Source organism: Nocardia sp. NPDC002869 (genome assembly GCF_046764065.1).
GTDB lineage: Bacteria > Actinomycetota > Actinomycetes > Mycobacteriales > Mycobacteriaceae > Nocardia > Nocardia rhamnosiphila.
This window is the reverse complement of the sequence record NZ_JBKOOL010000007.1, coordinates 1-26,382: the sequence shown is the minus strand read 5'-3', so window position 1 is coordinate 26,382 and position 26,382 is coordinate 1. Positions and strand designations below refer to the sequence as shown.

At 69.3% G+C, this 26,382-nt stretch carries 25 protein-coding genes and 2 pseudogenes; 10 read left to right on the top strand and 17 right to left on the bottom strand.

Going from position 1 to position 26,382, the window contains the following annotated elements; all coding sequences use genetic code 11:
* Positions 1-96: 96 nt before the first annotated feature.
* Positions 97-909: pseudogene (locus tag ACLML9_RS02135) on the top strand (hypothetical protein); the annotation flags it as partial.
* A gap of 116 nt (positions 910-1,025) precedes the next feature.
* Here the strand turns inward: ACLML9_RS02135 and ACLML9_RS02130 are convergent.
* Entirely contained in the window at positions 1,026-2,234 is a 1,209-nt protein-coding gene (locus ACLML9_RS02130) for an MFS transporter (protein ID WP_411943855.1), read from the bottom strand.
* Between the two features lie 248 nt (positions 2,235-2,482).
* On the opposite strand from ACLML9_RS02130, the gene ACLML9_RS02125 reads away from it, so the two are divergent.
* Complete coding sequence (locus ACLML9_RS02125) at positions 2,483-3,313, top strand: alpha/beta hydrolase (RefSeq protein ID WP_411943854.1); 831 nt, start codon at positions 2,483-2,485, stop codon at positions 3,311-3,313.
* Positions 3,314-3,356: 43 nt separating this feature from the next.
* Here ACLML9_RS02125 and ACLML9_RS02120 read toward each other — a convergent pair whose 3' ends face one another.
* From ACLML9_RS02120 to ACLML9_RS02110, 3 genes and pseudogenes are all read right to left on the bottom strand, one after another.
* On the bottom strand, positions 3,357-4,409 hold the full coding sequence (locus tag ACLML9_RS02120; protein ID WP_411943853.1) for a homogentisate 1,2-dioxygenase: 1,053 nt from the start codon (positions 4,407-4,409) through the stop codon (positions 3,357-3,359).
* A 126-nt stretch (positions 4,410-4,535) separates the two neighbouring features.
* Positions 4,536-5,026: pseudogene (locus tag ACLML9_RS02115) on the bottom strand (enoyl-CoA hydratase-related protein).
* Between the two features lie 39 nt (positions 5,027-5,065).
* Positions 5,066-5,971, bottom strand: a complete 906-nt coding sequence (locus ACLML9_RS02110) for a LysR family transcriptional regulator (protein WP_356955740.1) — start codon at positions 5,969-5,971, stop codon at positions 5,066-5,068.
* 37 nt (positions 5,972-6,008) lie between these two features.
* Here ACLML9_RS02110 and ACLML9_RS02105 point away from each other — a divergent pair, with 37 nt between their 5' ends.
* Positions 6,009-7,058, top strand: a complete 1,050-nt coding sequence (locus tag ACLML9_RS02105; protein WP_411943852.1) for a YeiH family protein — start codon at positions 6,009-6,011, stop codon at positions 7,056-7,058.
* A gap of 306 nt (positions 7,059-7,364) precedes the next feature.
* On the opposite strand, the gene ACLML9_RS02100 is transcribed toward ACLML9_RS02105, so the two are convergent.
* Positions 7,365-7,541, bottom strand: a complete 177-nt coding sequence (locus ACLML9_RS02100) for a hypothetical protein (RefSeq protein ID WP_411943851.1) — start codon at positions 7,539-7,541, stop codon at positions 7,365-7,367.
* A gap of 76 nt (positions 7,542-7,617) precedes the next feature.
* A complete protein-coding gene (locus ACLML9_RS02095; RefSeq protein WP_411943850.1) occupies positions 7,618-7,908 on the bottom strand; it encodes a hypothetical protein in 291 nt (96 codons plus the stop codon).
* A gap of 373 nt (positions 7,909-8,281) precedes the next feature.
* Here ACLML9_RS02095 and ACLML9_RS02090 point away from each other — a divergent pair, with 373 nt between their 5' ends.
* Positions 8,282-9,538: a cytochrome P450 gene (locus ACLML9_RS02090; RefSeq protein ID WP_411943849.1), complete on the top strand. Its 1,257-nt coding sequence runs from the start codon at positions 8,282-8,284 to the stop codon at positions 9,536-9,538.
* Positions 9,539-9,553: 15 nt separating this feature from the next.
* On the opposite strand, the gene ACLML9_RS02085 is transcribed toward ACLML9_RS02090, so the two are convergent.
* On the bottom strand, positions 9,554-10,099 hold the full coding sequence (locus tag ACLML9_RS02085; RefSeq protein ID WP_411943848.1) for an alkaline phosphatase D family protein: 546 nt from the start codon (positions 10,097-10,099) through the stop codon (positions 9,554-9,556).
* Between the two features lie 540 nt (positions 10,100-10,639).
* On the opposite strand from ACLML9_RS02085, the gene ACLML9_RS02080 reads away from it, so the two are divergent.
* Together ACLML9_RS02080 and ACLML9_RS02075 are read left to right on the top strand one after the other, a co-directional pair.
* Positions 10,640-12,247, top strand: a complete 1,608-nt coding sequence (locus ACLML9_RS02080) for a hypothetical protein (protein ID WP_411943847.1) — start codon at positions 10,640-10,642, stop codon at positions 12,245-12,247.
* 121 nt (positions 12,248-12,368) lie between these two features.
* The gene (locus tag ACLML9_RS02075; RefSeq protein WP_411943846.1) at positions 12,369-13,850 is read left to right on the top strand and encodes an MFS transporter; all 1,482 of its coding nucleotides are present in this window, start codon (positions 12,369-12,371) and stop codon (positions 13,848-13,850) included.
* Positions 13,851-14,434: 584 nt separating this feature from the next.
* Here the strand turns inward: ACLML9_RS02075 and thpD are convergent.
* From thpD to ACLML9_RS02025, 10 genes are all read right to left on the bottom strand, one after another.
* Positions 14,435-15,304 (bottom strand): ectoine hydroxylase, encoded by an 870-nt coding sequence (thpD, locus tag ACLML9_RS02070; RefSeq protein ID WP_411943845.1) that lies wholly within the window; start codon positions 15,302-15,304, stop codon positions 14,435-14,437.
* Between the two features lie 18 nt (positions 15,305-15,322).
* Entirely contained in the window at positions 15,323-15,718 is a 396-nt protein-coding gene (locus ACLML9_RS02065) for an ectoine synthase (RefSeq protein WP_063058599.1), read from the bottom strand.
* 16 nt (positions 15,719-15,734) lie between these two features.
* The gene (gene ectB / locus ACLML9_RS02060; RefSeq protein WP_411943844.1) at positions 15,735-16,994 is read right to left on the bottom strand and encodes a diaminobutyrate--2-oxoglutarate transaminase; all 1,260 of its coding nucleotides are present in this window, start codon (positions 16,992-16,994) and stop codon (positions 15,735-15,737) included.
* A complete protein-coding gene (gene ectA, locus ACLML9_RS02055; RefSeq protein ID WP_411943843.1) occupies positions 16,991-17,605 on the bottom strand; it encodes a diaminobutyrate acetyltransferase in 615 nt (204 codons plus the stop codon). Before ectA ends, ectB begins: the two co-directional genes overlap by 4 nt.
* A gap of 592 nt (positions 17,606-18,197) precedes the next feature.
* Positions 18,198-18,350: a hypothetical protein gene (locus ACLML9_RS02050; RefSeq protein ID WP_411943842.1), complete on the bottom strand. Its 153-nt coding sequence runs from the start codon at positions 18,348-18,350 to the stop codon at positions 18,198-18,200.
* Positions 18,351-18,509: 159 nt separating this feature from the next.
* Positions 18,510-18,815, bottom strand: a complete 306-nt coding sequence (locus tag ACLML9_RS02045; protein ID WP_084533823.1) for a hypothetical protein — start codon at positions 18,813-18,815, stop codon at positions 18,510-18,512.
* Between the two features lie 213 nt (positions 18,816-19,028).
* Positions 19,029-20,138, bottom strand: coding sequence for a PP2C family protein-serine/threonine phosphatase (locus ACLML9_RS02040; RefSeq protein ID WP_411943841.1), 1,110 nt, complete (start codon positions 20,136-20,138; stop codon positions 19,029-19,031).
* Positions 20,139-20,280: 142 nt separating this feature from the next.
* Complete coding sequence (locus ACLML9_RS02035; protein WP_411943840.1) at positions 20,281-21,654, bottom strand: FAD-dependent oxidoreductase; 1,374 nt, start codon at positions 21,652-21,654, stop codon at positions 20,281-20,283.
* Between the two features lie 276 nt (positions 21,655-21,930).
* Positions 21,931-23,472: a flavin-containing monooxygenase gene (locus ACLML9_RS02030; protein ID WP_411943885.1), complete on the bottom strand. Its 1,542-nt coding sequence runs from the start codon at positions 23,470-23,472 to the stop codon at positions 21,931-21,933.
* Between the two features lie 390 nt (positions 23,473-23,862).
* The gene (locus tag ACLML9_RS02025; protein WP_411943839.1) at positions 23,863-24,171 is read right to left on the bottom strand and encodes a hypothetical protein; all 309 of its coding nucleotides are present in this window, start codon (positions 24,169-24,171) and stop codon (positions 23,863-23,865) included.
* A 317-nt stretch (positions 24,172-24,488) separates the two neighbouring features.
* Between ACLML9_RS02025 and ACLML9_RS02020 the strand changes: the two genes are divergently transcribed.
* The 4 genes from ACLML9_RS02020 (at position 24,489) to ACLML9_RS02005 (ending at position 26,347) form a co-directional block, all read left to right on the top strand.
* Entirely contained in the window at positions 24,489-24,668 is a 180-nt protein-coding gene (locus tag ACLML9_RS02020; protein ID WP_411943838.1) for a hypothetical protein, read from the top strand.
* Between the two features lie 7 nt (positions 24,669-24,675).
* Positions 24,676-25,077 carry a TetR-like C-terminal domain-containing protein gene (locus tag ACLML9_RS02015; protein ID WP_411943837.1) on the top strand — a complete coding sequence of 134 codons (402 nt, stop codon included), beginning with the start codon at positions 24,676-24,678 and terminating at the stop codon, positions 25,075-25,077.
* A 217-nt stretch (positions 25,078-25,294) separates the two neighbouring features.
* On the top strand, positions 25,295-25,603 hold the full coding sequence (locus ACLML9_RS02010) for a hypothetical protein (protein WP_411943836.1): 309 nt from the start codon (positions 25,295-25,297) through the stop codon (positions 25,601-25,603).
* 327 nt (positions 25,604-25,930) lie between these two features.
* Positions 25,931-26,347 (top strand): DUF779 domain-containing protein, encoded by a 417-nt coding sequence (locus tag ACLML9_RS02005; protein ID WP_411943835.1) that lies wholly within the window; start codon positions 25,931-25,933, stop codon positions 26,345-26,347.
* The last annotated feature ends 35 nt before the right edge of the window (positions 26,348-26,382 follow it).

Here is a 26,382-nt window from a genome sequence, read left to right as displayed (position 1 = left end):
TCATCCGGCCGCACAGCACGTTAGGGCGGGCAGAACCACCACGGCGCGGGAACTCACCCGCCGGTTCCGGAGTCACGGAGCTTCGACACCCAGGAGATCGGCACCGTCGACCCCGCCGGCCGCGCGGCGGCGACCCGGCTGCCCGAGGGCGAGAAACTCACCAACGGGCTGAGCGTGCGCCGGGACGGTACCTCGGTCCTCACCACCCGCGCGCTCTACGAGATGCGGGCCGGGAACTCCGGTGTGCCCGAGGTGGTCTGGCGGCGGCCCTACGCGGCGGGCACGATCCGCAAACCCGGCCGGCTCGGGCCCGGATCCGGTACCACGCCGACCTATTTCGGCCCCGGCGGTGACGAATGGGTGGCAATCGTCGATGATGCCGAACGCCCGGATCTGCTCGTCTACCGGGCCGACGACGGAACGCAGGTGTGCCGGACCCCGGCCTTCGGAACCTCCGGGCAGGGCACCGAGAACTCACCGATGGCCTGGGGAGATTCCCTGGTGATCCCCAGCACCTACGGGTTCGGCTATCCACCGGCTGCGACATCCGGACCCAGCGACCCACCGAATGCGGTGTTCACCGGCGGTATGACCCGCATCGATGTCTCGGAGACCGGGTGCCGCCGGATCTGGGAGACCGGGGACCGGATGGCCTCGCTGCCTCGCCTGTCGCGCGCGGACGGCCTGATCTACGGGCTCTCCTACCGGCCGCTCCCGCCCGGCGGCGGAAGCCGGCAGGTGGGTCCGGTGTACTACACGGCGGTGGATTTCGGCACGGGTGAGCTGCGGGCGCACCGGCCGGTGGGTATCGCGCCGCTGGACGAACCCCTGCAGCTCACCGGGACCATCGGCCCCGATCGTTCGTATTGGCAGGCCACCGTCGGACGGATGCTGCGCATCGCTCCCTGAGTACGCCGCCCGAGCAGTCGATCGGGTCCGCCGAGGTGGATGGCCCCGCGACAGGGCCGACGGCACCGGAGGGCGGGTACCCGCGGACACCGGCTCGATGGGTGCCCGAGCAGAGGTCAGGAACGGCGAGCGGCCCACACGGTCACGGTGAACACTGCGACGCCGAGAGCCGCCAGACCCGCGCCGACCAGCGCCGGTGCCGTATAGCCGTAACCGGCCGCGATCACCAGTCCGCCCAGCCAGGCGCCGGCGGCGTTGGCGATGTTCAGGGCCGCGTGGTTGAGCGCCGCGGCCAGGGTCTGCGCGTCGGCGGCCACATCCATCAGCCGGGTCTGCAGTCCGGGCGCCAGCGCGGCGCCCGTGGCACCCACCAGCAGGGCACCGATTCCGGCGGTGATGGGATTGTGCGCCGCGGCGACGAAGCCGAGCAGCACCGCCGTCATGGCGCCCATGGCCACGAAGATCGACCGGTCCACCCCACGATCGGCGAGCACCCCGCCACCGATATTGCCCAGCACCATGCCGACGCCGAAGAGCGCGAGCACCAGCGGCACCAGGCCCGCTCCCATACCCGCGACATCGGTGAGGGTGGTGCTCACATAGGTGTAGACGGCGAACATGCCGCCGAAGCCGATGGCGCCCACCGCGAGGGTCAGCAGAACCTGCGGCCGGCGCAGCGCGCCGAGTTCGGTGAGTGGATTGGTGGTCACGACCGCCGTCAGCGGTGGGACGAAGCGCAGCAGCGCGACCACTGTGGCCACCCCGAGCACCGCGACCACCACGAAGGCACTGCGCCACCCGAGATGCTGCCCCAGCCAGGTCGCCGCCGGGACGCCGACCACATTCGCGGTGCTCAACCCGAGCATCACCGCCGCCACGGCCCTGGCGCGCTGCCCGGCCGGCGCCAGGGACGCGGCCGCCAGCGAGGCGACACCGAAATAGGCGCCGTGCGGGAACCCGGAGACGAACCGGGCGGCGACCAGGGTGGCGAAGTTCGGCGCGAGCGCCGAGGCGAGATTGCCGATCGCGAAGGCCGCCATGAGGACCACCAGCAGCCGCTTCCGCGCCACCTTCGCGCAGGCGGCCGCGATCACCGGCGCACCGACCACCACCCCGAGCGCATAGGCGGAGACCGCGTGCCCGGCGGTCGGCTCGGAGACCGAGAAAGCGCCGGCGATATCGGGGAGCAACCCCATCGTGACGAACTCGGTGGTGCCGATCCCGAAGCCGCCGAGCGCGAGGGCCAGCATCGCCGGTACCTGCCAGCCGGTGCGGGGAGAGGCAGCGACAGCTGTGCTCGCCGTGGTGGTAGCGGTGGAAGTCACGCTTTCGTGCAACAGGCGACCCGCGGCGAGGTTTCCGCACACCGCTGTGAGTTGGGGCACCCGCAACCCGGTCCAAGGCGCTGACCACCACTCGCGCCGCGGTCGGCGATACCGGGCCGGTGCCGGGCCGCGACAGCCCGGAGATATCATCGCCGGGACCGTACTGCGGCGAGCCGGCGGTGCACGCGATACGTGGGGCTCCACGGACACCGTCCGGGCGGGGCAGGATTCCGGATCGAGGACTATGGATGGGCGACACGCAGATCCGTGACAGGCACCTTTCCGGACTCCGGGGCCGGATACCGATCCGCGAGTATCTTCCCGCCGCACCGGACCCGGCGGCCCCGCCGTTGCTGTGGATCCACGGTGGGGCGTTCGTCTCGGGCGGGCTCGACCAGCTGGAATCGCATGCGGTGGCCCTGCGGGTCGCCGCGTCCGGGCGCCGGGTACGCACCGTCGATTACGCGCTGGTCCCCCGGTTCCGGGCGTGGGGCCCGCCGAAGTACCGGCCGTCGGACAACCGGTACCCGGCGCCGCTCGACGATGTACTCACCGCAGTCGCGGACCTGATGACCGACGAACCCCGGACCGTGCTCGGGGGCGCCAGCGCGGGCGCCTGCCTCGCCGCATCCGCCGCGCTGCGGCTACGTGACTCGAGCGGGCCGGGGCCGGCCGGGCTGGTCCTGGCCTATGCCACCCTGCACGCCGAACTCCCCCGCCTTCCGGAACCGGTGCGCGCCCGGCTACGCGGCCGGCGCCGGATCGGCACGTTCACCCCGGATGTCATCCGGCGGATGAATCTCAACTATGTGGGCTCGGAAGAGCTGCTGCGCGATCCGGACGTCTTCCCGGGCGGAGCGAAATCGACCGGGCTGCCGCCGGTGCTGCTGCTCGACGCCGCCTACGACTCGTTGAGCGCGTCGAGTACGACCTTCGCCGAGGAACTCACCGACGCCGGGATCGAGACCGACCATGTGATCGTCCCCGGCACCCGGCACGGCTTCCTCAACCGGCCCCGGTCCGCCGGATTCCGGGACGGGACCGAGACCCTGGTGCGCTGGCTCGATCGACTGGCCTAGTGTTCCGGCCGGCCCCTTCGTCGAACCGGCCGGAACACCGGGCTCAGCGGGCGGCCGCGGCCGTCTGCCCCTCGGCCGGATGGACACCGTACTGATCGGTTTCCATCAGATGCGCGATATCGCGGCCGGCCGGGGTCATGGTCAGGTCCGACCTGGTCTCGATGAGGAATGCTCGGTATCCGGGCTGCACATCCTCGTCGGGCCCCTGGTGCAGCAGGCCCTTGGGCGTCCAGGTGACGGTCCCGGGCGTATCGACCGAACCCCACGGGGACGGCCCCATGGCGTAGCAGATGACCTCGTCGAAATCGGCGTTGTGATGGACCGGCGGGCGGGTACTGCGCCGGCTACCGGTGCCGAAGACGAAATCGTTGCCCGAGGTGCTGTTCATGAGCCGGGCCGGGGCGAGACCGCCCTCGGCGACGGCGAGGCCCTGCACATGTTCGAGGTTGAAACGAACGACGAGTGGGGCGCCGAGTACATCGAGGCACGGAATGGGATCGACATCGTAGAAATACGAGGTGAAGGTGTCGCCGGTGCGGACGACCACCTCGTATTCGTCGTCGACCGGTAGCCCGGGGCGGCCGTGCGGAGTGGGCCGGTCCAGGTGCAGGTCGGGATTGAAGGTGCCGGGCGCGCCTTCGGGGTCGAGGTGGAGCTCGGAGGCGGTGACCACGATGAACTCGTTGATCTCCTCGGCGATCCCGCCCCACCGATAGGTGACCGCACGTGGGATCAGGACGATATCCCCGGCCCGCACGTCGAGCGTGCCCACCTCGGTATCGAGTTCGCCGCGCCCGGACACGATGTAGTGCAGTTCGTCGGACCGGACATTGACGTAACCGAAGGACATCGCGGCCGAGCGCCGATGCAGTTCGAAGCCGATGCCGTCACCCTCGAGAATCGGGACCGGTAGGGCCTTCGGCTCGGCGAACACACCGGCGGGTAGGTCCCAGGTGTGGAAGCGCCGCGGCACATATTCGCCGCGGGCGTGCAGGAAACGGGGCCGGTACTGGGCGCGCACGATGGTCGTGTTCGGACCGGCGAAACCGTTGCGGGAGAACAGCTCGATGTTGGGCTCCAGGACTTCGTCCGGCATGCAGCACCTCCGAAACTCGTTGTGCCACAGATCCTAGACCCGCGCCGAACCCCGCGCGCACTTTTGCGAACTCACCTTTGCCCAGGTATCTGTCACCGAAAGTACACTCCCAGCGGGGATTCCGGATCAGCGCCGGAACGACGGTACCGGCAGATCGTCACCGAAGATGTCCGGTAGATCGCGCGCCACACTGTCGGGATACCGCGCGGGCCGCTTCTCCAGGAACGACGACACGCCTTCCTTCGCGTCGGCGCCGGCACCCCGGCTGTGGATACCGCGCGATTCGACCCGATGCGCGATCATCGGATGATCGGCGCCCAGCCCGCGCCACAGCATCTGCCGCGACAGCGCCACCGAGACCGGAGCGGACTGCTCGGTGATCCGGCGTGCGAGCGCATAGGCCTGTTCTCCGCGCCGGCCGACAGATCCGCGCCGGCACAGAAGGCGCGGCCGGCGCCGGTGAGCACCACGGCACGTACCGCGTCGTCACGGTCGCAGGTGTCGAACGCCTCGATCAGCTCACAACCCATCGCGGGGGTGAAGGCGTTGAGTTTGTCCGGGCGATCGAGCGTGATGGTGGCGACGGAGTCGAAGATGTCGAGGCGAATAGCGGCCATACGGGACAGCATGCCAGCTGTGTCCCGGATACGGACGGTTCACCGTGCGGTCGCGCACCGCACGAGGATCTCCGCCGCATCCGCCGGCGGGTTGCCGCGCCGCCAGATGGCACGGAACTGCCGGGTCAGTACTACCGAATCGGCCAACGCGACCTGATGCAGCGCACCGGCGGCCAGTTCCGGGGCGGCGACAAGAGTGCTGAGCACCGCCGGCGCCATCCCGCTCCGGGCGGCGGCGACGATGGCGACCGCCGAGCCGAGTTCGGCGGCGGGCGGCGCCGGCGGACCATAGGAGCTCAGGATCTCCTGGACCGTTTCCCGGGTCCCGGACCCGGATTCGCGCCACAGCAGTGGGGTCGTCGCCAGCTCGCGCAGGCTCACCGGATGGGTACGGGCCGCCCACGGATGCGTGGGTCCCACCACCACCAGTAGTTCGTCCGCGCCGAGCACCCGGCCGCCGAGACCGGGCGGCGGGTGCGGGCCCTCGACGAACCCGATATCGGCCGCACCCGCGCGCACCATGGCTTCCACCTGGGCCGTGTTGTCGACCTCCAGCGAGACCGCGATATCCGGACGGACCCCGCGCAGATCGGCGAGCCACTGCGGCATCCGATGGTCGGCAATGGTTTTGGAGGCCGCGATGCGCAGCCGGGGAGTATCGGCGGAATGCAGGGCGGCGACGGTCTCGTTGAACGTCCGGGCCGCGGCGAGCACCGTGCGCGCCTGATCGACCACGGCGCGACCGGGTTCGGTGAGCGTGGAACCGGTGGGTCCCCGGTCGAGCAACCGTAATCGCAACCGCCGCTCGAGGGCACTGATCCGCATACTCGCGGCGGGCTGGGTCATCCCGTGCCGCCGGGCCGCGGCGCCGAGGCTGCCGGTATCCGCCACGGAGACCAGCAGGTCGAGCACCGCGAGGTCGGGGGTGGTGGGCGGCAGGGTCACGCCCTCGATTATGGAACGCCGGTCATCAGGTTTTCTTATGAGGTCCTCCGGGATCGGCGGCTACCGGCGCGCGCCGACATTCAGCAAGGTCGCAGGGGTGAACGAGGTGTATCGCAGGTTTCCGGGCCTGATGCTGGCGGCCGCGCTGGCAACCGTGGCCACCGCACTGGCCGTTGCCGTCCCGCTCGCGGGAGCTCCGGTGCTGGCTCTGGCCTGCGGGGCGGTCCTGGGCGGCCGGGTCGCACGGTCGGACCGGTTCGGCCCCGGGCTGGACTGGGCACGGCAACATCTGCTGGCCGTCGCGATCGTCCTGATGGGGCTCGGTCTGCCCCTGGACGCGGTGCTCACCGTCGGCCGGGAAACCGCCGTGGTGCTGCTGGGCACACTGGGTGTGGCGGCCGTGACCGCGGTCGTGGTGGGACGGCTGCTGGCGCTGCACCGCGAATCGACGGTACTGATCGCGGCGGGGTCCGCCATCTGCGGCGCGTCGGCGATCGCGGCCGCCACCGCGGTCCTGAAACCGGACCGCGAACGGGTGGCCTACGCGCTCGGCACGATTTTCGTCTTCAATATCGCCGCGGTGCTGGTCTATCCGCCGCTCGGCCGGCTGCTGGGTATGTCGGAGCGGGCGTTCGGACTGTGGGCGGGTACCGCGGTCAACGACACCTCCTCGGTACTGGCCGCCGGTATCGCCTTCGGCCCGGCGGCGGCGAGTTTCGCGGTGATCGTGAAACTGGTGCGCAGCCTGATGATCGTCCCGCTGTGTCTCGGCCTGCACCTGTCCGCCCGTCGCGCCGCACCATCGGGACCGCGCGCTCCGCTGTGGCGCAGCGTTCCGCTGTTCGTCGTGCTGTTCGTCGCGGCATCGGTCGTCGCCGGGCTCGGTGTGCTGCCGACCGGCTGGACCGACCGGCTCACCGGCCTCAGTTCCTGGCTCGTCGCCGCGGTCCTCGCCGCGATCGGTACCTCGCTCACCTGGCGGCGGCTGCGCGCGGCCGGACCGCGACCGCTGCTGTTCGGCGCCGTCCTCGCGGTGACGCTCGCGGTGTCCGCGCTGGTATTGCAGTACGCGACGGGGTGGCGGTGAGATACGCCGCGACGGCCGGCCCGTTCCATCTTCCGGAACGGGCCGGCCGGGTGTTCCGGCGGCGACCGGTCGAGCGCCTGCAGGTCCCGCGGGGTGAACTGCTCGGCGATCTCCTCACCCGCCTGCTCGGGGGTGATCACCGGCGCCTGCACCGGCGCCACCGGGACGCCGCCGTCGCGCCGCGGGGTGAGCACCGCGGTGCCCCCGTCGATCCGGGCCGCGATCGGGTAGGCGATATCGTCCTTGCGATAGGTCAGCGGGACCGTGGTCAGCGGAGTGTCGTCGACGGCCTTCAGGATCAGCTGGTCACCCCGCCAGCTGCCATTTCCCGTTCGTGTCCACCACCGCGGAGGCGCCCTCCTGGGTGATCTCGTAGGTGAGTTCCCGCGGCACGGGCGCGGGCCCGGCGTAGGCCGGGGCGGCCGCCGCACCGAGGGAGGCCGCCGCTATCGCGGCCGTCGCTACGCTGGTTCTGATTTTCATGGGGGGTGTCCGCATCACTTGATCGAGGCGGGCCGCCGGCGCCGGATCGCGCCGCGGACGTAGTGGTGGGCGGGGTTCACCGGCCCGCGGTGTCGACGAGATCGCCGGCGAGCGCCCAGCGGTCCCCTTCGAACCGCTGGATCCGCATGGCCTCCATGGGGATTCCGTCGCCGTCGCCGGTGCGCAGGGTGATCCCGGGCAGCAGCAGATCGATCGCGACATCGTCGAGTGAGCGCATGGCGTCGCGCAGGCCCTCGCGGGTCTTGCAGGACGCGGCGTCGAAGGTCTTGTGGAAGCTCTGAGCGATGGCCCAGCCCACGAGGGTGCAACCGTCGGCGGGGTCGGCGCCGGGCTGGTACCGGGCCACTTCTCCCGGTACAGCTTCATCCCGGGATCGCCGGCCCACTGCGGATCGCCCGGGTCCTCGACGGATACCGAGGTGACGACGTTCTGCACATTCGGAATTCGACTGCGCGGACCGCATCGTGAAACTCGATGTCGGCCGGGTGGTGACACCGGCGACGCGAGGGAGAACTGATCGCCTGCGCCCTCGCGCAAGACCGGGCGGACGAGGCCGAAACGCCGGGCCGTTCGCATGCGACTTCCGCAACGGCCTGGGTATCATCTCTCGCCAGACGCGAAAAGCGTACCGGCCGAACGCTTTCGAGCAGGGGAACCCGCTGCGGCCGGTGTACAGTCCCGCCCGGATGCCGGGCGCACGACCTCAGGGGGTACCTCGAGTGACAGGGCCGAGCCGGCTGCAGCCGGCGCACAGACGCGGTAGACATGCCGCCACCGAGACCAGCGCGTCCCGGATCCCCATCTACACCGCCGAGTTCGCCGCCGATCCACACGGCTGCTACCGGCAGATGCGCGCCCGGCACGGATCGCTGGCTCCGGTGGACCTCGCGCCCGGGGTGCCCGCCACCCTGGTCCTCGGCTACCGCACCGCCCTGCGCATTCTCGCCGATCCCACGCATTTCCCGGCCGACCCGCGCGCCTGGCAGCAGAAGGTGCCCGCGGGCCTGCCCATCGTCGCGATGATGCGCCATCGCCCGAATGCGCTGCGCACCGACGCTACCGAGCACGAGCGCTATCGTTCGGTGATGGTCGCGGCACTTGCCGGTGTCGATCCGCACGCGCTGCGCGCGATGACCGCGCGGGCCGCGGTCGAGCTGATCAACGAGTTCTGCGGCGCCGGCGGCGCCGACCTCCTCGACCGGTACGTCACACCGCTGGTGTTCCGGGTGCTCGGCGAATCGGTCGGTTGCCCGCCCGCGCTCGCGGACCGGCTGACGCCGGCGCTCACCGCCGTATTCGCTATGCGCACCGACGAGGATGCCGCGGCCGAGACCGAGGCCGCCCTCGCCGAACTCGTCGCGGCCAAACGCGCCGAACCCGGTGACGACATCACCACCCGCCTCCTCGACCATCCGGCGGAATTGACGGACGCCGAACTGGTCGACCAGTTGCTCGCCGTCTATCAGGCGGGGGTCGAGCCGACCCGTGATCTCATCGCCAACACGCTGCTGTTGATACTCCTCGACCCGCGGTTCACGACCAACCAGGTGGGCTTCGCCCCGCCGACCCGCGCGGCGCTGGAGGAGGTGCTGGCGACCGACCCGCCGCTGGCACACCACAGCATCGTCTATCCCCCGCTGCCGGTGCTGATCGAGGATGTGTGGCTGCCCGCCGATCAGCCGGTGCTCATCAGTGCGGGGGCTTGCCACGACGATCCCGAACGCGCGGCCGCCCACCATCCGGGTCACGGCACGGATCTGGCCTGGGGCGCCGGCGCGCACGCCTGCCCGGCGCAGGCCCGGTCCATCACCTACCTGCTCGCCGAAGAGGCCGTCGACCAGTTGCTGGACGCCCTGCCGGATCTCCGCCCGGAATTCGGCCCGGACGAACCGGCCTGGCGGCCGGGACCGTTCCAGCGTGCGCTCACCGCCCTCCCGGTCACCTTCCCGCCCACCCCGGGTATGACCGTCCTCTGACCCGCCCGCCGCTGTTCATCGCGCGTCCTCCGGCTGCCCACCCGCCGCTGAGCCGGCCGGCACCTGCCGTGCCGCCGTCGCGGACAGTGGGCGGTGGTCCCAGGCCGGACGCACCCCGGGCACCGCGTCCTCGACCACGTAGGAGGCGCGGGTCGAGATCGGCGCACCCGGACGACTCACATAGGGCAGCACCCGGAAGTCGGTGCGCCATTCCTGCGCGTCCACCTCGACCCGGGCGTAACCGCGCTGCCCGTTGCAGAACTTCAGATCGGGATCGGCGGCGAGCAGTTCGCTGCCCCGAGCGCCGATATCGATACCGTCGCCGCCGCTGGTGATCGAGGTTCCGGTGAATTCCGCCACCACCGGGGTACGGGGGTCGGCGGGGTCGGCCCGGAGATCGGCGGCGTAGTTCTCGTGCCGGTCGCCGGTGATCACCACCAGGTTGCGCACCGACCGCGCGGCGGCGGCCAGCACGGCGGCACGTTCGGCGTGATAGCCGTCCCAGGAGTCGGCGGACAGCACCGCGGCGGGCCCCGCATCGTGATCGGTACGACCGAGCACCACCTGATTACCCAGGACCTGCCAGCGCGCGGCCGCTCTCGGCGAGGAAGTGCCTGCGTGTGGTGTCCATGTTTCATGGATCCCGCACTCGGCCGACCACCCCGTGGCGCCCGGATGACGACGCGGTGACCATCGGACGAGCGTTTCCGGACCGGGTCGCGCGGCGGGCTCCGGACGATGTCAGGACGACATGGAGCTTCGCCTGGTGTAACGTGTGGGTGTTCGCCGGTTCTCGGCCCTTCATCCCAGTTTCGAGCATTCCTCGGTTTATGTGTAACCGTCGGTTACACATAAATGAGCGTGCTGAGATTCGATATCGGGCAGGCGAACGTGTTGTCGCCCACCAAATCGGCCCCCGCGCGAAGGATCCGGCTAGTACGGTATAGCCACCGCATTGCTGCGGGGTCAACGGGAGCGGTGGGAAAGGCGGGGCAGGATATGTTCGATCCGGTATCGTCGTCGACCGGAGTTGTTCCGTCGCAGGCTGATATGCCCGCTTCGGCACCGCGTGCCGGACAACTACCGAGGTATCTACGCCGGATGCGCCTCGATGCCACACCGTTGCTGGCGGGCGACACGCTCGACACGCCGACCGCCACCGGGGCCCTGACGGACCCACTCACCGACGATCCGGCCCTGGCGTTCCGCTATCGCAGCGCCGAACCGATCGATTGGGAGGGCACGACGGTCCACCCGCTCTACAGCGAGCAGTTGTCCACTACGACAGCGGCGCTCACGGTCACCCTGCTGTCGGCCACGCCGCCCGCCGGGCTGACCGGCGTCGGCATCGGCCTGTCCATGGTGGACGGGTACATCGATATCGACGGTCGCCGGCTGGCCGGTGTCGACATCTGGCGCGACGCCCTGGAGCGGGGAATCACCTTCGATCTGACCGCGAATTCCCCCGGCACGCTCTTCGTCCTGACCCCGGTCTGGGCCGATGCCACCGGGGAACCGCGGTCCTGGTCGGGAAACTACGGCATCGTGGTCGAACGCACCGATAACGACCGCACCGTGCTGTGGTGCAGTATGGGCGAGGGACCACCGCATTTCGCGGATCTAGTGGTCGAGGTCCGCAGTACGCCGCTGGATCCGCCTCCGCGCCTGTTCACTCCGGGGACAGGCGTCGTACCGTCGGTATCCGTGCCCGCCACGCGCGACGCATCCGGCGGGGGAAGGATTCCGCGCCCCACCGCTGTCGGTACGACCACGGTCCCCGCCGTCCCGGGATATCGAGCCGCGGGCTCCGGGCGCCCCGTCGCGGACAGCGGCGAACCGGAAGGCTACCCGTGCAGTCTCGCGGATCTGGTCCTGCACTCTCCGGACGTCGGCAGTGCCGATATTCTCATCGAACCCCTGGACGGCATCGACGAATTCTTCGACTACTCGTCCCTGTTCGACGAACCGATCCCCGATCCCCTACCCGCGTTCGCGTTTACCAGTCCGGCGACGCTGCTCACCGGCCCCGAACAGTGGTATCTGCGGAACTCCGCGGACAATACGGACGCCGATCCGGCCGCCACCCACGGCTGGGCCGACTCTCCGGACCAGACCGGCCTGGTCCCGGTGATCAGCGGGGCGGACCTGCCGGACTACGGCCCGGAACCGGTCCGGGAGCCGCGCGGCGGCGAACCGTCCGTATTCCCCCTTCCCGCGGCCTATTTCACCGCGTCGCGAGCCGCCCACGGCATCCCGGAGTACGACCCGTCGGCCCCCGATGACGAATCCTCGGTGGCCGATACCATCGCCGACGGTTCACTCGCCCCGTTTCCGGCCGACGAGAGCGCAGCCGCCACCGGCAGCCCGGACCGGCTCTACGATCTGGGCGCGGCCCGGTGCGCGGCGGGAGACGACGAGCAGGCCGCGCGGTGGTGGGCCCAAGCCGCCGACGCCGGGCATCTGGGCGCCGCCTACGATCTGGGCGCACTCTATTACCGGCACGACGAATTCGATGCCGCGCAACGCTGGTGGCGGGTCGCGGCCGGGCGCCGGCACATCCGGTCCATGGCATGCCTCGCCGATCTGCTCGAGCAACGCGGCGCCGTTCCCGAGGCGCGGATGTGGCGGACCCAGGCCGTCGCCGAAGAGGTCCTCGCCAATGCCGCCCAGATCACCGACTCCTTCGCGGTGCCGACCCCGGGCCGGTGAGCGACACCGAGCGGGCATTTCCACGGGCACCGATCATTTTCGGTGGCGGCGGCGGTCAGAGGTGGTGATACTTCCAGCAGGTCACCCCTTGACCTGAACCAATGTCGAGGTTGTTGAGTACATGACTATGGAATCCACCCGGCGCTCCGCCGCCGAGCCCGCGGCCCGTCTCGATTTCGGCGACCCCACCGTGCGAACCTTCGCGCAACTACTGGTGAACGTGCTGCTGGTGTCGTTCATCAACTTCACCGTCTGGTTCGGCATCACATTCTTCGTGTACCTCGAGACCCGATCGGTCTTCGCCACCGGGATGATCGCCGGCATCTTCCTGGTCGCCATGGCCGGCACCGGGGTGTGGTTCGGCAGCATCGTCGACCACCACCGCAAGAAGAGCGTGATGCAGGTGTCCGCGCTCGTCTCGCTGGGAATCTATGCCGTCGCGCTGGTCTACTATTCGATCACCCCGGCCGAGGAATGGCGTGATCCGGCGAGTGTCCGGCTGTGGGTCTTCGTGGTTCTCGCGATGAGCGGGGTGATCGCCGGCAGTCTGCGCACGATCGCGCTGCCCACCGTGGTCACGGCCATGTTCGACGAACGCCACCGGGATCGGGCCAACGGGCTGGTCGGGACGACGACCGGTATCTCCCACCTGGTCACCTCGGTGGCCAGTGCGCTGCTGGTCGGCTGGAACGGCATGCTGGGCGTGCTGGTACTGGCCGTCGTCGTGCTCACCATCGCGGTGGTGCACCTGCGCGGATTGATACTGCCGGAATCGCTGGCCCACGCCGCCGCCGCGGGCGAACCGCAACGGGTCGATCTGCGCGGGACCGTCCGAGTCATCCGCGGGATCCCCGGTATGGTCCCGCTGATCGTGTTCTCGGCGTTGAACAACCTGCTGTTCGGCGGGCTCATGGCCCTGATGGACCCGTACGCGCTGTCGATGATGTCGGTTCAGGCGTGGGGGGCCATCTGGGGAGCACTCAGCGCGGTGATGATCGTCGGCGGGCTGCTGGTGGCCCGCACCGGGACGTCGTCGAACCCGGTGCGGTTGATCCTGCTCGTCAATCTGGCCCTGTGGGCGGTCATGCTGATCTTCCCGATCCAGGATTCCGTCCTGCTGCTGATCGGCGGAATGGCCGTGTTCATGGTGCTCATGCCGTTCGCGGAGGCGGCCGAGCAAACCGTGCTGCAGAAGGTTGTGCCCTATCAGCGCCAGGGCCGGGTCTTCGGCTTCGCGCAGAGCGTCGAACAGGCCGCCTCGCCGCTCACCGCGTTCCTGGTCAGCCCGCTGACCCAGTTCTTCTTCATCCCGTTCATGACCACCGGACCGGGTGCCCGCTCGATCGGCGGCTGGTTCGGCACCGGTGAGGCCCGCGGAATGGCACTGGTCTTCGTCCTGCTGGGTCTGCTCGGCCTGCTCTTCACCGGCTACGCGCTGGGCAGCCGGCACTACCGGCGACTGAGCCGTAGCTTCCGCGCCGGTGCGGATGCCGCGGCGACGACCGGCGCGGCGGGCCCGGTCGAGCCCGGACTCGCGGAACTGGGCGCCCTGCCGGACCGGCGGCACGACATACCATGCCCGCAGGGCGCGGGAACCGCCTGATCTCTCGCGGCGACGAGCCCGCGGGCCCGACGGCCGGTGATACCGGAAATTCGGTGGACCGGGTCCGCCGGGCCTGCCTAGGGTATGGCCCCGTGGGATCTTTGGGCAGCGACGGAGTGTGCGCGGTCGGCGCGCATTACATCCGGCAGCGCACGGCAGCTCGGACTCTGCCGGTGCACCCCACACTCCGCTGACCGATCCGGGCAGTCCCCATCGCGGGACCACTCGGCGGTAAGCGGCGCCGGTTCACTCGAACCGGCGCCGTCGCGATCGTTCGGCGCCACTGCGCGCCGCCTCCTGCCCCGGCATGGGTCCGGGCGAATCAGCGTCTCTCGATTCGGCCCACTCTTCGGAGGATCCCATGTCCCACCCCGCCCGCCTGGTCGCCGCGGCGTGTGCCGCCGCCGCGATACCGACCGACGCACCGGTGGGTCCGGTGCCGCCGGACGCGTGGCTCACGTTCTGTCGACGGCTGCACGCAACGCCCGATCCCGGCCCGGGTACCGCGCGCCACTGGCCCGGACACGACGACGGGGACGAACCCCGAGTGGATTCGTCCCCGTCGCCCTGGGCAACTGTCCCGTCTACACCGGCGTGAACTCCCGATCGGCGATATAGGTCGGCCGCCGGGCCGGTGCGGCGAACGGTTCCTCCAGCGTGTTCTCGACACTGTTGAACACCAGGAAGATATTCGACCGCGGGAACGGCGTGATGTTGTTGCCCGAGGCGTGCATGATGTTCGAGTCGAACAGCAGCGCCGAACCGGCCGCACCGGTGAACTGGGCTATCCCGTATTTATGGGCCAGGTCGGTGATATCGGCCGTGGTCGGCACTCCGGTCTCCTGCTCACGCAACGACTCCCGATAGTTGTCCGTCGGCGTCGCGCCCTGGCAGGGGACGAATGTCCGGTGCGACCCCGGCATCACCATCAGGCTGCCGTTGTACGGGTAGTTGTCGGTCAACGCGATGGACAGGCTCACCGCTCGAGGCGAGGGCATACCGTCCTCGGCATGCCAGGTCTCGAAATCGGAATGCCAATAAAAACCGGTGCCGAAGCCGGGCAGATAGTTGACCCGGCTCTGGTGGATGTACACATCCGATCCCAGTACCTGCCGGGCCAGGTCCACGACCCGTGCCTCCCGCACCAGCTCCGCCACCGCCGGACTCAGTGTGTGCACCTCGAATACCGAGCGCACCTGCTGCGACGATTTCTCCACGATGAGCCGGTCGTCACCCCGCAGATCCGGATCGCTTGCCAGCCGGTCGATCTCGGCGGCGTACTCGGCCACCTCCTCGGGGGTGAGCAAGCGATCCAGGATCGCGAAACCGTCGGTATCGAACGCAGCCAGCTCCGCGTTGCCGATCCGGCCCCACACAGTCGCGTCGTGCCGCTCCTGCAGCGGCAGGCGCTCGGCGGTCCTGGTCGGATAGCGATCGATCCGATTGTCTATCAACGTCGTTCGTCCTTCCTCTCAGTCGGCCGGAACGGCGATCAACGGATAAACGCCGTTCTCGTCGTGCACCTCCTGCCCCGTGACAGGAGGATTGAACACGCACAGCATCCGCATCCGTGTCCGGGTCCGCACCTCGTGCTTCTCATGCCCGTCGAGCAGGTACATGGTGCCCGGGGCGAGGTCGTAGGTGCGGTCGTTGGTCAGGTCGTGGAGGGTGCCTTCCCCCTCGACCAGCCAGACCGCTTCCACATGGTTCTGATAGTGGAAGACGTGAGAGGTACCGGCTTCGATGGTCGTCTCGTGGAACGAGAATCCGACTCCGTCACCGCCCAGCACGATCCGCTTGCTCCGCCAGTTCTCGGCACCGACATCGCGGTGGGTGCCGGTGATCTCCTCGGTGGTGCGCACGATCATCGGTAGATTTTTCCTTTCAGCTGCAAACGGTTTCGACGGAGTCGCTCAGAAGGTGCAGGCCCTGGTCGAGTTCGTCGTCGGCGATCGTCAGCGGCGGGAGCAGTTTGACGACTTCGTCGGACGCACCCGAGGTCTCGGCCAGCAGGCCACGCTCGAACGCGACCTGGCAGACCTTTCCGGCCTGCGAGGCGTCGTCGAAGACCAGCCCGTGCACCAGGCCACGGCCCCGAGTGGACACCCCCGGAACGGCCCCGGCGATCTCCTCGAGCGCCGTGGCCACCCGCTTGCCCTTGGCGAGGGTGGCCTTCTCCAGTACATCATCGGACCAGAAGTGCTCGAGCGCCACCTGCGCGGTGGTGAAAGACGGATTGTTACCGCGGAAGGTGCCGTTGTGCTCACCGGGTGACCACACATCGTGCTCCGGCTTGAACAGCACCAGCGCCATCGGCAGGCCGTAACCGCCGACAGACTTGGACAGCGTCACGATATCGGGGGTGATACCGGCCGATTCGAAGGAGAAGAACGGGCCGGTCCGGCCGCAACCCATCTGGACGTCGTCGACGATGAGCAGGATGCCACGGGCGGAGCACAACGAGGCCAGGTGCCGCAGCCATTCGTCGCGCGCCAGGTTCACCCCACCCTCGCCCTGCACGGTCTCCACGATGACGGCGGCCGGACGATCCATACCGGAGGACGAATCGTCGAGCACCCGTTCCATCCACAGGAAATCGGCGGTGGCGCCGTCGAAGTAACCGTCGTACGGCATCGGGGTGGCGTGGTTGAGCGGGACGCCGGCGCCTGCCCGCTTCATGGCGTTACCGGTCACCGACAGTGCGCCCAGCGTCATCCCGTGGAAGGCGTTGGTGAAGCTCATGATGGTCTGCCGGCCGGTCACCTTACGGGCGAGTTTGAGGGCGGCCTCGACCGCGTTCGCGCCGGTCGGTCCGGGAAACTGCACCTTGTAGTCCAGGCCGCGGGGTACCAGGAGGGTGTCGCGGACGGTCTCCAGTAGTTTGCGCTTGGCCACTGTCGACATATCCAGTCCGTGCGTAATTCCGTCACCGGCGATGTAGTCGATCAGCGCCGATTTCAGCACCGGGTGGTTGTGCCCGTAGTTGAGCGCGCCCGCCCCCGCGAAGAAGTCGAGAAAATCTTTACCGGACTCATCGCGCAGCCATGCGCCCTGCGCGGTCTCGAAGACCGTCGGCCAGGAACGGCAGTAACCTCGGACATTCGATTCGATTTCGTCGAAGATCGTCGTTTCGGCGGCAATCATGAGTGTTCCCTTTCGGTTTTACGGGCGATCGGGGAAAGGTGATACAGGTCCTCGGCGGCATGGCTGTCCGGAAAAACATCCGGTTCGAACAGCTCGCTGCGCACCATTTCGGCGCCACGGCGGCGGGCCAGCGACGCGAACATGGCGATCGAGGCGGGATTGTCGGGGGAAACGGTGGTCTCCAGCGCCTCGACGGCGCCGCCGGTCGGATGACCGGGCGCGGTGACGGTGGATACCAGCCAGTCCAGCATGGCGACCCCCAGGCCACGGCCACGCTGGTCGGCGTCCACGGCGACCTGCCAGACGAACAGGGTGCCGGGCGCTTCGGGTCTCACATAGCCGGTCACGAATCCGACGACTCGGCCTTCGCTCTCGACGACTACCGAACTGCCGGCGAAATCGCGACACCACAGCAGGTAGGCGTAGCTCGAATTGACATCCAATACTTGCGACTCGTCGGCGATCTGCCACAGTCGCGCGGCGTCGGTGATCCGCGGTGCCCGCAGGACCACGCCGGTACTGGCGGGCTCCGCATCGGTGGCGGCGGACGAATTGGCCGAGCCGTTGCCGGCGGCGCCGCCGGTCTGCGTGGACTCAGTTTGTAAAGACATACAACTCCGATGTCTGCGTGCAGTACTTTCCCAGGCTCACGAATCAACTGCGCGGCGACTGGTCGAGCTCTTTACGGTCGTGTTACGGGCGTGTTAAGTGGCCCCTTTCGTTGAATAACCCGAATTCGGAGAACGAAACGCCCGATTCGGCGGGGCGCTCCTCACATTCCACCCCGCCAGGGCATGCAGCCGCCGGTGTCCCGGCGGCCGGAGACGGGCCGCGACCCGTGCCGGGACGGGCGCAACGGCGGCTCGCGCGTACGGCCACCGCCCCGCCGGACACCGGCGGATCGGCGTACGACCGGCCCGAGTCGGCGGCCGCCGCGGTCACCCGCCGCGATACCGGGCGCACCCGCCGCGATCCGTCCTCGCGCCGCCGGTCCAGTAGATCCACAGCGGTGACCGACGTGTTCAGGGGGGTGCGGAGTTCGTGACAGACGTCACTGGAGAGCCGTGGATCCCGGCGGACGCGAGCGCGGGCGGTCGTCGCCGGGCCAGAGGGCGATACGACAGCGGTATCCATCCGATTGCGCAGCGCCCATCCCCTCGCATCGAGTCCGATACGAGTCGCGCCCGTCGCACTGCCCATGAGCTAGCGCTGGACGCCCAGCCGGTGACCGGGACCGGGAACGGCGGCCACGGCATTCTCGGCCACCGCGACGTCGTAGCCCTCGTTCTCCACGGCCGGGCGCACAACACCCCGGACCCGCTCGCCGTCCTCCACGATCATCAGGTTCGCGCTCAATATTCAATCCCTTGCAGACACACGTGACGTGCCGCGGCGCGGGTTTCGCATCCCGTACCGACGCGACAGCCCGCTACTCAGCTAACTCGAGCAACCTTTCGGTTATACGGATAGCCAGAATGCCTGCCGGGTAAACCCCCAGAGTGAAATGCCTCACGTTCAGATATCGCCGACGCGTTCCAAGCGGAAGAAATTGCTGGGCGTGCCGTCCGGACGCATCTCTTGGTACCGGAAGTTCAGTTTCCGGGCGTCGAAGGTTGCGAACCAGTCCGCCCAGCTGACCGGCTGCAGTACCGCACCACCGTAGTGCGGGAAATCCAACCGCAGGACGCCCACCTCGCCGTCGTACTGACTGCCGGGCGTCGTCGCCGGGTTTGCCCCGCGCCGCTGGGCCCACTGGCGGATGACCTCATGATTCGTGGTGACCATGGTTGTTCCGGGAGCGGCGGACAGGCCACCCTTCATGACGAACCTCCTTGCGGTAGGTGCGTACGTGCTCTCCCCGCGCGACCTCGGTAGCCGCACCGGCTTTCCCGTCTTGTACCCGACTTCGCACTCTTGCAAACACAGCGGACACGAGATGTCCGCGGTGTCCGCCGCCCCGTCCCCCACCCGGAGCCGCCGCCGTCCCGGCCGGTTCGCCACATTGCCCAGGATTTGCCGGGGCCGGCTATCGGATCATCCGGCGGCGGGAATCGGGGTCAGCGCGACTGTGATGTTATCGCTGCCACCACAGACGACGGCGTAATCCACGAGCGCCCGCGCGCCCTCGGCGATCGGCACGCCGAGCACCCGCCGCGCCAGATCGGCCGCGCCGGGCAGATAGTTCCACAACCCGTCGGTACACAGCAGGAGCGAACCGGGCGTATCCACGTAGTAGGTACGGATACTGTCCGCGGACCACGGCTGCTGCCCGGCGTCGGCCCCCAGCCAGCGCATCAGGGTATGCGCCCGGGGATCGGCCATGGCGGCTATCTCGTCCATGGCGCCGGCTTCCACCAGCGTCTGTGCCCACGAATCGTCCAGGGTGAGCTTCTGCGCCCCGGCCAGCGGCTCCGGATGGCCCGACCGGGCCGGCTGTTGGGCCGCGGGCTCGCCCGCCGCCAGCCAGTAGGCACGGCTGTCGCCGATATTCGAGACGGTGATCGAGATACGGCCTCCGGTCTCGGTGCGCACGATCGCCGAGACATAGGTGCACGACGGCGCGTCACCATCGGGGCCGACCAGATTGCGCACCGCTTCCGAGGCCGCCGCCATCCCCGCGGCGGTGGCCTCCTCGGCCGTACGATCACCGGCCAGCGCCGCCACACACGCATCGACCCCGGTACGCACGGCAGTACCCGAGGCGGCCTGCGGATCGGGCGAGGAGGAGACTCCGTCGCAGACCACCAGCACGATGGTCCCCGGCTCCCCGTTCTCGTCCGGTACCACCGCGGCGGCCACGGCATCCTCGTTGCGCGCGTGCAGGATTCCGCGATCGGTGACCAGACCGGCGACACCCAGATCGGCCTCGAACCGGTCCTGGACGCGGTGCGGATGCTCACAGGTGGGACAGCGCGGGCCCCGGCTCTGCGTCCCGCAGTTCACGCACACCACTTCGGCGAGCTCGTCGTCCGGCAGAGCGACCCGGTGGACACCCGAGCCCAGCGACTGTCGCGGCACGGTCGCTTCCGCGGCGGCGGTACGGCGACGGGTATCGAATGTTTCCCGCACTCGCGGTACCGGCTCGGTCACCGCGTCGAGAATATCCGCCGGGTCGGCGCCGCCGGCGTTCGCGTCAGGGTTCATCCGGCCGCCACATTCATGAGTAGTTTCCGGTGCTCGCCGATCCGGACGAACCGGATATCTCGGGTCCGCACACCGACCCCCTTCGTTCGACCCGTTCCGTACTGACGATCGACGATAGTACGCGGTACGCCGCTGAGTGAGTTCACCCGCGCTCCCGCACCACTCGCACCGCTTTGCGCGCCGCCACCAGCACCGGATCCCATACCGGTGAGAAAGGTGGCGCATAGCCGAGATCGAGTGTGGTCATCTGCGCCACCGTCATTCCCGCGGTCAGCGTCACGGCCGCGATATCGACCCGTTTGCCCGCGCCCTCCCGGCCTACGATCTGCACCCCGAGCAGGCGGCCGCTGAGTCTCTCCGCCAGCATCTTCACGGTCATCACGGGCGCGTCCGGTAGATATCCGGCGCGGCTGGTGGATTCGATGGTGGCGGTGACGTACTGCAGACCCACCGCGCGAGCATCTTTCTCCCGCAGGCCCGTTCGCGCCACCTCGAGGTCGCAGACCTTGCTGACGGCGGTGCCGACGACACCGGGGAAGGTCGCGTACCCGCCGCCGATATTGGCGCCGATGATCTGACCGTGCTTGTTCGCGTGGGTACCCAGCGCGATATGCCTGCGCATCCCCGAGACCAGGTCCAGCACCTCGACACAATCTCCGCCGGCCCAGATGTTGTCGTACCCCGTCACGCGCATGGCCGAATCGGTGAGCAGCCCGCCGTGGTTCCCGGTCGGTAGCCCGCTCGCGGCGGCCAGCCTTGTTTCAGGCACCACCCCGATCCCGAGAACCACCACATCCGCCGGGTGTTCGCGCCCCGCGGCGAACACCGACCGGACGCGGCCGTCGTCCCCGGTACGGATCTCGGTGACCTCGCTGTCCCCGACCACGGTCACGTCCAGGCCCTGTAGGGCCTTACGTACCAGCACACCCATATCCGGGTCCAGGGTGGACATCGGCTGGGCGCCGCTGTGCACGATGGTGACCTCGTAACCGCGCCGGATCAGGGCCTCGGCCATCTCGACCCCGATGTATCCGGCCCCGACCACCACCGCGCGCCGGCCGGTACCGGCGGCCAATGCCGCGATCAGCGACTCGCCGTCGTCCAAGGTCTGTACGCCGTGGACTCCGGGCGCGTCGATTCCGGGCAGTGCCGGCCGGATCGGACGCGCCCCGGTGGCCAGAACGAGGTGGTCGTACCCGGTCCACGTTTCGGTACCGGTGGCCAGTTCCCTGCTGCGCAACCGGCTGCCGGCTACATCGAGTTCGACGACTTCGTGGCGCAGGCGTACATCGATACCGCGCGCCCGATGCTCCTCGGGCGTCCGGGCGATGAGGTGATCACGCTCGCGCACATGCCCGCCCACCCAGTACGGGATACCGCAGGCGGAGTACGAGGTGAAGTGCCCGCGTTCGAACACCACGATCTCGAGGTCCGATACGTCCCGGTGACGCCGCGCCTGGGCGGCCGCCGACATTCCGGTCGCATCCCCGCCGACGACCACCAACCGCTCTGTCATGAGATCAAACTACCCAGCCGGCGCCCGATGCCATCCGCACCGCCTGCCTACCGGCTCGGCTCCGGCACGATGCCACCGCGGGCCGGCCACAGTTCGGCCGACGCCGGGCCGAGGTACCCGCCGCCGGCGCCGGATCCGGTTGGCTCGGCCGCCGCCGGTGCCGCCATTCCCGCAACAGGGCACCGACCGGCAACGGGCCCCGCCGCCGTGGTGGCGGCCAGGAGCCTCCCCTCCGGGCCGGATGATCTTCGGTTCCCGGCCGGGTCCACCTCGACCTCAGGCGGGCCGGGTGCCGATGAGCGGCAGGCGGCTCGCCGCGCCGCGCGCCCGGCCCCCGGAACTGGTGGTCTCCGCCCCGGCGCGGTCGGTGAAGGTCAGGATGCCGTCCTCGATCGGGCTCTTGCGCAGGTAGGAGCGGTCGCGGAAGTAGCTGTTGACCACCTTCCACGGGCCGCCGGTCCCCTGCCGCGGCATCACCGCGTCCCCGCGCTGGATATACCCGGAACTCAGCGCCCCGCCCATCACCGACACCTCGGAGCGGTCGGAATCCTGCGCCCGGACCACGAACCGGGTGTATCCCTTGTCCCGCATCCGGTTCAGCACCCGGCAGAAGTACTCGGCGGCCAGATCGGCCTTCAGGGTCCAGGAGGCATTCGTGTACCCGAGCACCATCAGGGCGTTCGGCACACCGTCGAGCAGTGACCCCTTGTACATGACCCGGTCCCGGGTGACCACCGGTTCACCGTCCACCTCGAGCGCTACGCCGCCCAGGATCTGAATGGTCAGCCCGGTGGCGGTGATGACGATATCGGCTTCGATCTCTTCGCCCGAGGAAACCCGGATACCGGTTTCGGTGAAGGTCTCGACGGTGTCGGTGACCACCGAGGCGTCGCCGCGGCGCAGGGCCTTGAACAGGTCGCCGTCGGGTACGACGCACAGGCGCTGATCCCACGGCGCGTACTCCGGGGTGAAATGACGCATGTCCACCCCGGGGCCGACCGCCAGCCGGACCCACTTCAGGAACAGCTGCCGGGCCAGCTTCGGCTGCCGCCGCGACAGCTGGTAGCCGGCCTGCTGCACCGCGATATTGCGGGCGCGACCGACCTGATAGGTGAGCCCGGCGGGGGACCCGACCTTCGTCATCCCCAGCGCCACCGGGTCGTCACCCGGGATGGAGGCGATATAGGCGGGCGATCGCTGCAGCATGGTCACATGGGCGGCCTCGCCCACCATGGACGGCACCAGCGTGATCGCGGTGGCGCCGCTACCGATCACGACCACCTTCTTGTCCCGGTAGTCCAGGTCTTCGGGCCAGTGCTGCGGATGCACGATCCGCCCGGTGAACGCGTCCTCGCCGGGGAACGACGGCCGGTGGCCGTTGTCGTAGTCGTAGTAACCGGTGGCCCCGACCAGGAAGGTGCTGGTCCAGATCTCCTCGGCGCCGGTCGTCTCCTCGAGCACCCGCACCGTCCACCTGTTGTCCGGGCCGGACCAGCTCGCCGAAACCACCTTGCGGCCGAAACGGATCTTCGGCGTCACACCGTATTCGTCGGCGGTCTCGGCGATATAGCGGCGGATACCGGCGCCGTCGGCGAGCATGCGGGTACCGCGCCAGGGCCGGAAGCCGTAGCCGAACGAGTACATATCGGAGTCGGAGCGAATTCCCGGATAGCGGAACAGGTCCCAGGTGCCGCCGACGGCGGTGCGGCGCTCCAGGATCGCGTAGCTGCGCCCGGTGTTCTCCTTCTCCAGGTGACAGGCCACATCGATACCGGACAGACCGGCTCCGATGATCAGTACGTCGACATGCCGCGTCATTGCGTTCCTCGTCTGCTCGTGCCCGGGGTCGTCGCCAATCATGACAGACACACCTTTTATCTGTAACCGAGAGTACTTGATAAACCCTCGGCTGCACGCCGGGTTGCGCACGCCGATCCGATGAGCCTGCGGCGCCCGGCCGATCCCGTGGAACGGAGTCTCCGGCCGCCCGGATGCCTCGGTTTTCAGCAGAACCCTCAGCAGCAGACCGCTGCCACAGCAGCCGTGAGACCGCCCGCCGAGGTGAGCCCGATCGGCACCACAACCCGCGCACCCCGCCATCGGCCTCCCTCCGCCGGCCGGGCCGATGCACTCTCCCGCGGCGGCCGGCCGTTGCGCCATCGGCGCCCCAGCGTGATCAGCACTGTCGCTATCGGCATCTCGGACCCCTCACACCCCGGCCGCCGGCACCGGGCGAGCACTCGGACCGGATCCGGCCCGCCCGGGCGACGGCACCACCCCCGCACGCAGCAGACTCTCCGCCGTATCACGCACCGTGTCGTCCACCGGGCGCATCGCGCACCCCAGGTCACGCCGGGCTCGCGCGGCGCTCACTCGCTCGACCTTGCCCAGCGCCGGAACTGTCAGCCGCAGCCCACGATCGAACAGCGCCACCAGGCGTACGAGTGGATCGGGCAGCGCACGGGTGGCGACGCGGAACCTGTGCGGCCCGTACGCCGCGGCCGGAATCTGCGCCATCCCGCATCCACACATGGTCACCGGCGCAGATGTAGCGGTTCCCGGCCGCGTGCGTGGTCTCCATGGCCAACCGGTGCGCCACCGCCAGATCGCGGACATCGACCACCGACCATCCCACGCGCGGCACACCCGGAACAGCGCCTGCCAGTAGCCGGCGGACCGGTTCGTGCGACGTGCTCGTCGCCGGAGACAGCACCGGCCCGAGAACCATTCCCGGGTTCAGCACGACCAGTTCGAGACCACGCGCCGCGGGTAGGGGCTCGGCGAATCAGTTCGCTGTCGTCGTCGGGCGGGGCCGCCGGGAAGGGCGAGGCCACATGCAGCACCTGCGCACAGCCCGCGACGGCTTCGGCCCAGCCGGCATCGCGATCGAGGTCGGCCGCGACGAATTCCAGGTCACCGCCCACGCGGGCGGCGTAGTCGACGAGATGCGCCCGCCTGCCGGTGCCGGTGAGATCGCGCACGGTGCGGCGCACCGCGTACCCGTGATCCAGTAGTTCGGCGATGTCGCCCGGGAGGCCGGCGTCAGTTCCGGCGCTCCGTACCACCATTTCGCCGATCGCGGCACTGCTGGCCGATCTCGCCACCCAGGGCTTCCGCTTGCTCACCGACCAGCTCTCCGCCGCCCGCGCCACCGCCGACTCCCCCACCGCGGCACTCCTCGCCCTGGAACAGTCCTATATCCGGTTCGCCCGGGAGCAGCCCGGCTACTTCCGGCTGATGTTCCGCCTGGAACTGTCACAGCCGGAGAAGCACCCCGATACCCGCGCGGCCGGCGAGGCCGCCTTCGGCGTACTGGCCGACGCGGTCGAAGCCTGCGTGATCGCCGGCGAACTGCCGCCGGAGCGCGCCGAACCGACCACCCTCACGCTCTGGGCGCTCGGCCACGGCTTGGCGTCGCTGTGAGACGGCCAGTTGGACAAACGCGGCACCCCGTTCGGTACGACCGCAGCTGCTCTGGTGGATTCGGTGGTCGACGGCATTCCCGGATTTCTCGGCGCCGGATCACCGCCCGTTCTCCCGCCGGAGTGAGCCGGCCGCCGTGGTGGGTATGCCCGGCATAGAGTGAACTGGACTCGGGTCCGCCCCACGCGGCCCGAGCCGACCAGGAGGATTGTTGTCGATGAATGCCACGAAGGCCCGCGCGGCCCTGTTGATCGCGGCCGCCGTGCTCACACTGGCCGGCTGTACCGAAATCGAACGGGCCATGAACAAGGGCGGCGACACCCCGTGCCGCGAGTACGTGGAGCAGGACCAGAAGACCCAGCGCGTCACCATCACCAAGTTCCTGGAGGAGCAGCGGGGCGCGGAACCGAGCGGTACGAACGTGGACCTCTCCATCGCGGCGGTCAACGCGCTGTGCAGCGTGCAGGCCAACGCCGACACTCCGATCGAGCGGGCCGACGTCGCGGGTATCTTCATCCGCAAATGAACCGGCGCGCAATGATTTCCGAGACGTCGTAGCGCCCCGCCCGGGCGGCCCGGTCCGCACAACTCGTTCCGAGCCCACGAGCACACGGGGCTATACCACAAGCGTTTTCGGCCGCTCACGGACACCCGCTCGCTCCGGCGACCGCAATACGCAAGAATGTGTTTGCAAAAGTGCCGGCCACCACGAGCCGGTATCTCGGACGGCGGGTGTATCGAATCCCCGGACCGTCCGATACGGGGCCGGCGACGATGCACAAGGGAGCGAGATGTTTCATCGGATCGATTCGGCAACGCCACCGCGGTGCCATTCCACGGCACGGAGTTGCTGATGGCGTATCGCAGCGACCGGGTCGCGGTAACGGATCGGGCCCGCAACGCGTTACGCGAGTTGATCGAACAGCACGGGCCCATCCTGCTGTACCTCCCGCACCGCGATTCCGCCGACCCGCAACCGGACTGGCTACCGATCCGCGATTTCCGCGCCGCCGAGGGAGATACTCTGTTCGGCCGTCTCGCCTGGCATACCGAGCTATGGATGAGCACGGAGGCCTACACCCGTTTCGAGCGCGAACATCTCACCGTGGACGTGCCCGCCGACGCCGGTCCGGCACCCGGCGGTGATTCGAACGGCGGATCGCCGCCCGAAGAGGCCGCCATCTTCCTGCTCCGCACCCGTCGGCTCAGTGCCGCGGAAGCCGCCGCGCTCGACAGCCGCAAGCGCGGCGGCCACGGCACCGCCACCTGACCCGGCCGGTCTCAGCGGCCGGGCAGTAACCGCTG

What these genes read in the sequence shown, in the direction of transcription:
- ACLML9_RS02125 (WP_411943854.1), top strand. Translation starts at nt 2,483, where the DNA reads ATGGGCGACACGCAGATCCGTGACAGGCACCTTTCCGGACTCCGGGGC.
- ACLML9_RS02120 (WP_411943853.1), bottom strand. Translation starts at nt 4,409, where the DNA reads ATGCCGGACGAAGTCCTGGAGCCCAACATCGAGCTGTTCTCCCGCAAC.
- ACLML9_RS02105 (WP_411943852.1), top strand. Translation starts at nt 6,009, where the DNA reads ATGAGGTCCTCCGGGATCGGCGGCTACCGGCGCGCGCCGACATTCAGC.
- ACLML9_RS02100 (WP_411943851.1), bottom strand. Translation starts at nt 7,541, where the DNA reads ATGAAAATCAGAACCAGCGTAGCGACGGCCGCGATAGCGGCGGCCTCC.
- ACLML9_RS02080 (WP_411943847.1), top strand. Translation starts at nt 10,640, where the DNA reads ATGCGCCTCGATGCCACACCGTTGCTGGCGGGCGACACGCTCGACACG.
- ACLML9_RS02075 (WP_411943846.1), top strand. Translation starts at nt 12,369, where the DNA reads ATGACTATGGAATCCACCCGGCGCTCCGCCGCCGAGCCCGCGGCCCGT.
- ACLML9_RS02065 (WP_063058599.1), bottom strand. Translation starts at nt 15,718, where the DNA reads ATGATCGTGCGCACCACCGAGGAGATCACCGGCACCCACCGCGATGTC.
- ectB (WP_411943844.1), bottom strand. Translation starts at nt 16,994, where the DNA reads ATGATTGCCGCCGAAACGACGATCTTCGACGAAATCGAATCGAATGTC.
- ectA (WP_411943843.1), bottom strand. Translation starts at nt 17,605, where the DNA reads ATGTCTTTACAAACTGAGTCCACGCAGACCGGCGGCGCCGCCGGCAAC.
- ACLML9_RS02045 (WP_084533823.1), bottom strand. Translation starts at nt 18,815, where the DNA reads ATGAAGGGTGGCCTGTCCGCCGCTCCCGGAACAACCATGGTCACCACG.
- ACLML9_RS02040 (WP_411943841.1), bottom strand. Translation starts at nt 20,138, where the DNA reads ATGAACCCTGACGCGAACGCCGGCGGCGCCGACCCGGCGGATATTCTC.
- ACLML9_RS02035 (WP_411943840.1), bottom strand. Translation starts at nt 21,654, where the DNA reads ATGACAGAGCGGTTGGTGGTCGTCGGCGGGGATGCGACCGGAATGTCG.
- ACLML9_RS02030 (WP_411943885.1), bottom strand. Translation starts at nt 23,472, where the DNA reads ATGACGCGGCATGTCGACGTACTGATCATCGGAGCCGGTCTGTCCGGT.
- ACLML9_RS02025 (WP_411943839.1), bottom strand. Translation starts at nt 24,171, where the DNA reads ATGGCGCAGATTCCGGCCGCGGCGTACGGGCCGCACAGGTTCCGCGTC.
- ACLML9_RS02020 (WP_411943838.1), top strand. Translation starts at nt 24,489, where the DNA reads ATGCAGCACCTGCGCACAGCCCGCGACGGCTTCGGCCCAGCCGGCATC.
- ACLML9_RS02015 (WP_411943837.1), top strand. Translation starts at nt 24,676, where the DNA reads ATGTCGCCCGGGAGGCCGGCGTCAGTTCCGGCGCTCCGTACCACCATT.
- ACLML9_RS02010 (WP_411943836.1), top strand. Translation starts at nt 25,295, where the DNA reads ATGAATGCCACGAAGGCCCGCGCGGCCCTGTTGATCGCGGCCGCCGTG.
- ACLML9_RS02005 (WP_411943835.1), top strand. Translation starts at nt 25,931, where the DNA reads ATGGCGTATCGCAGCGACCGGGTCGCGGTAACGGATCGGGCCCGCAAC.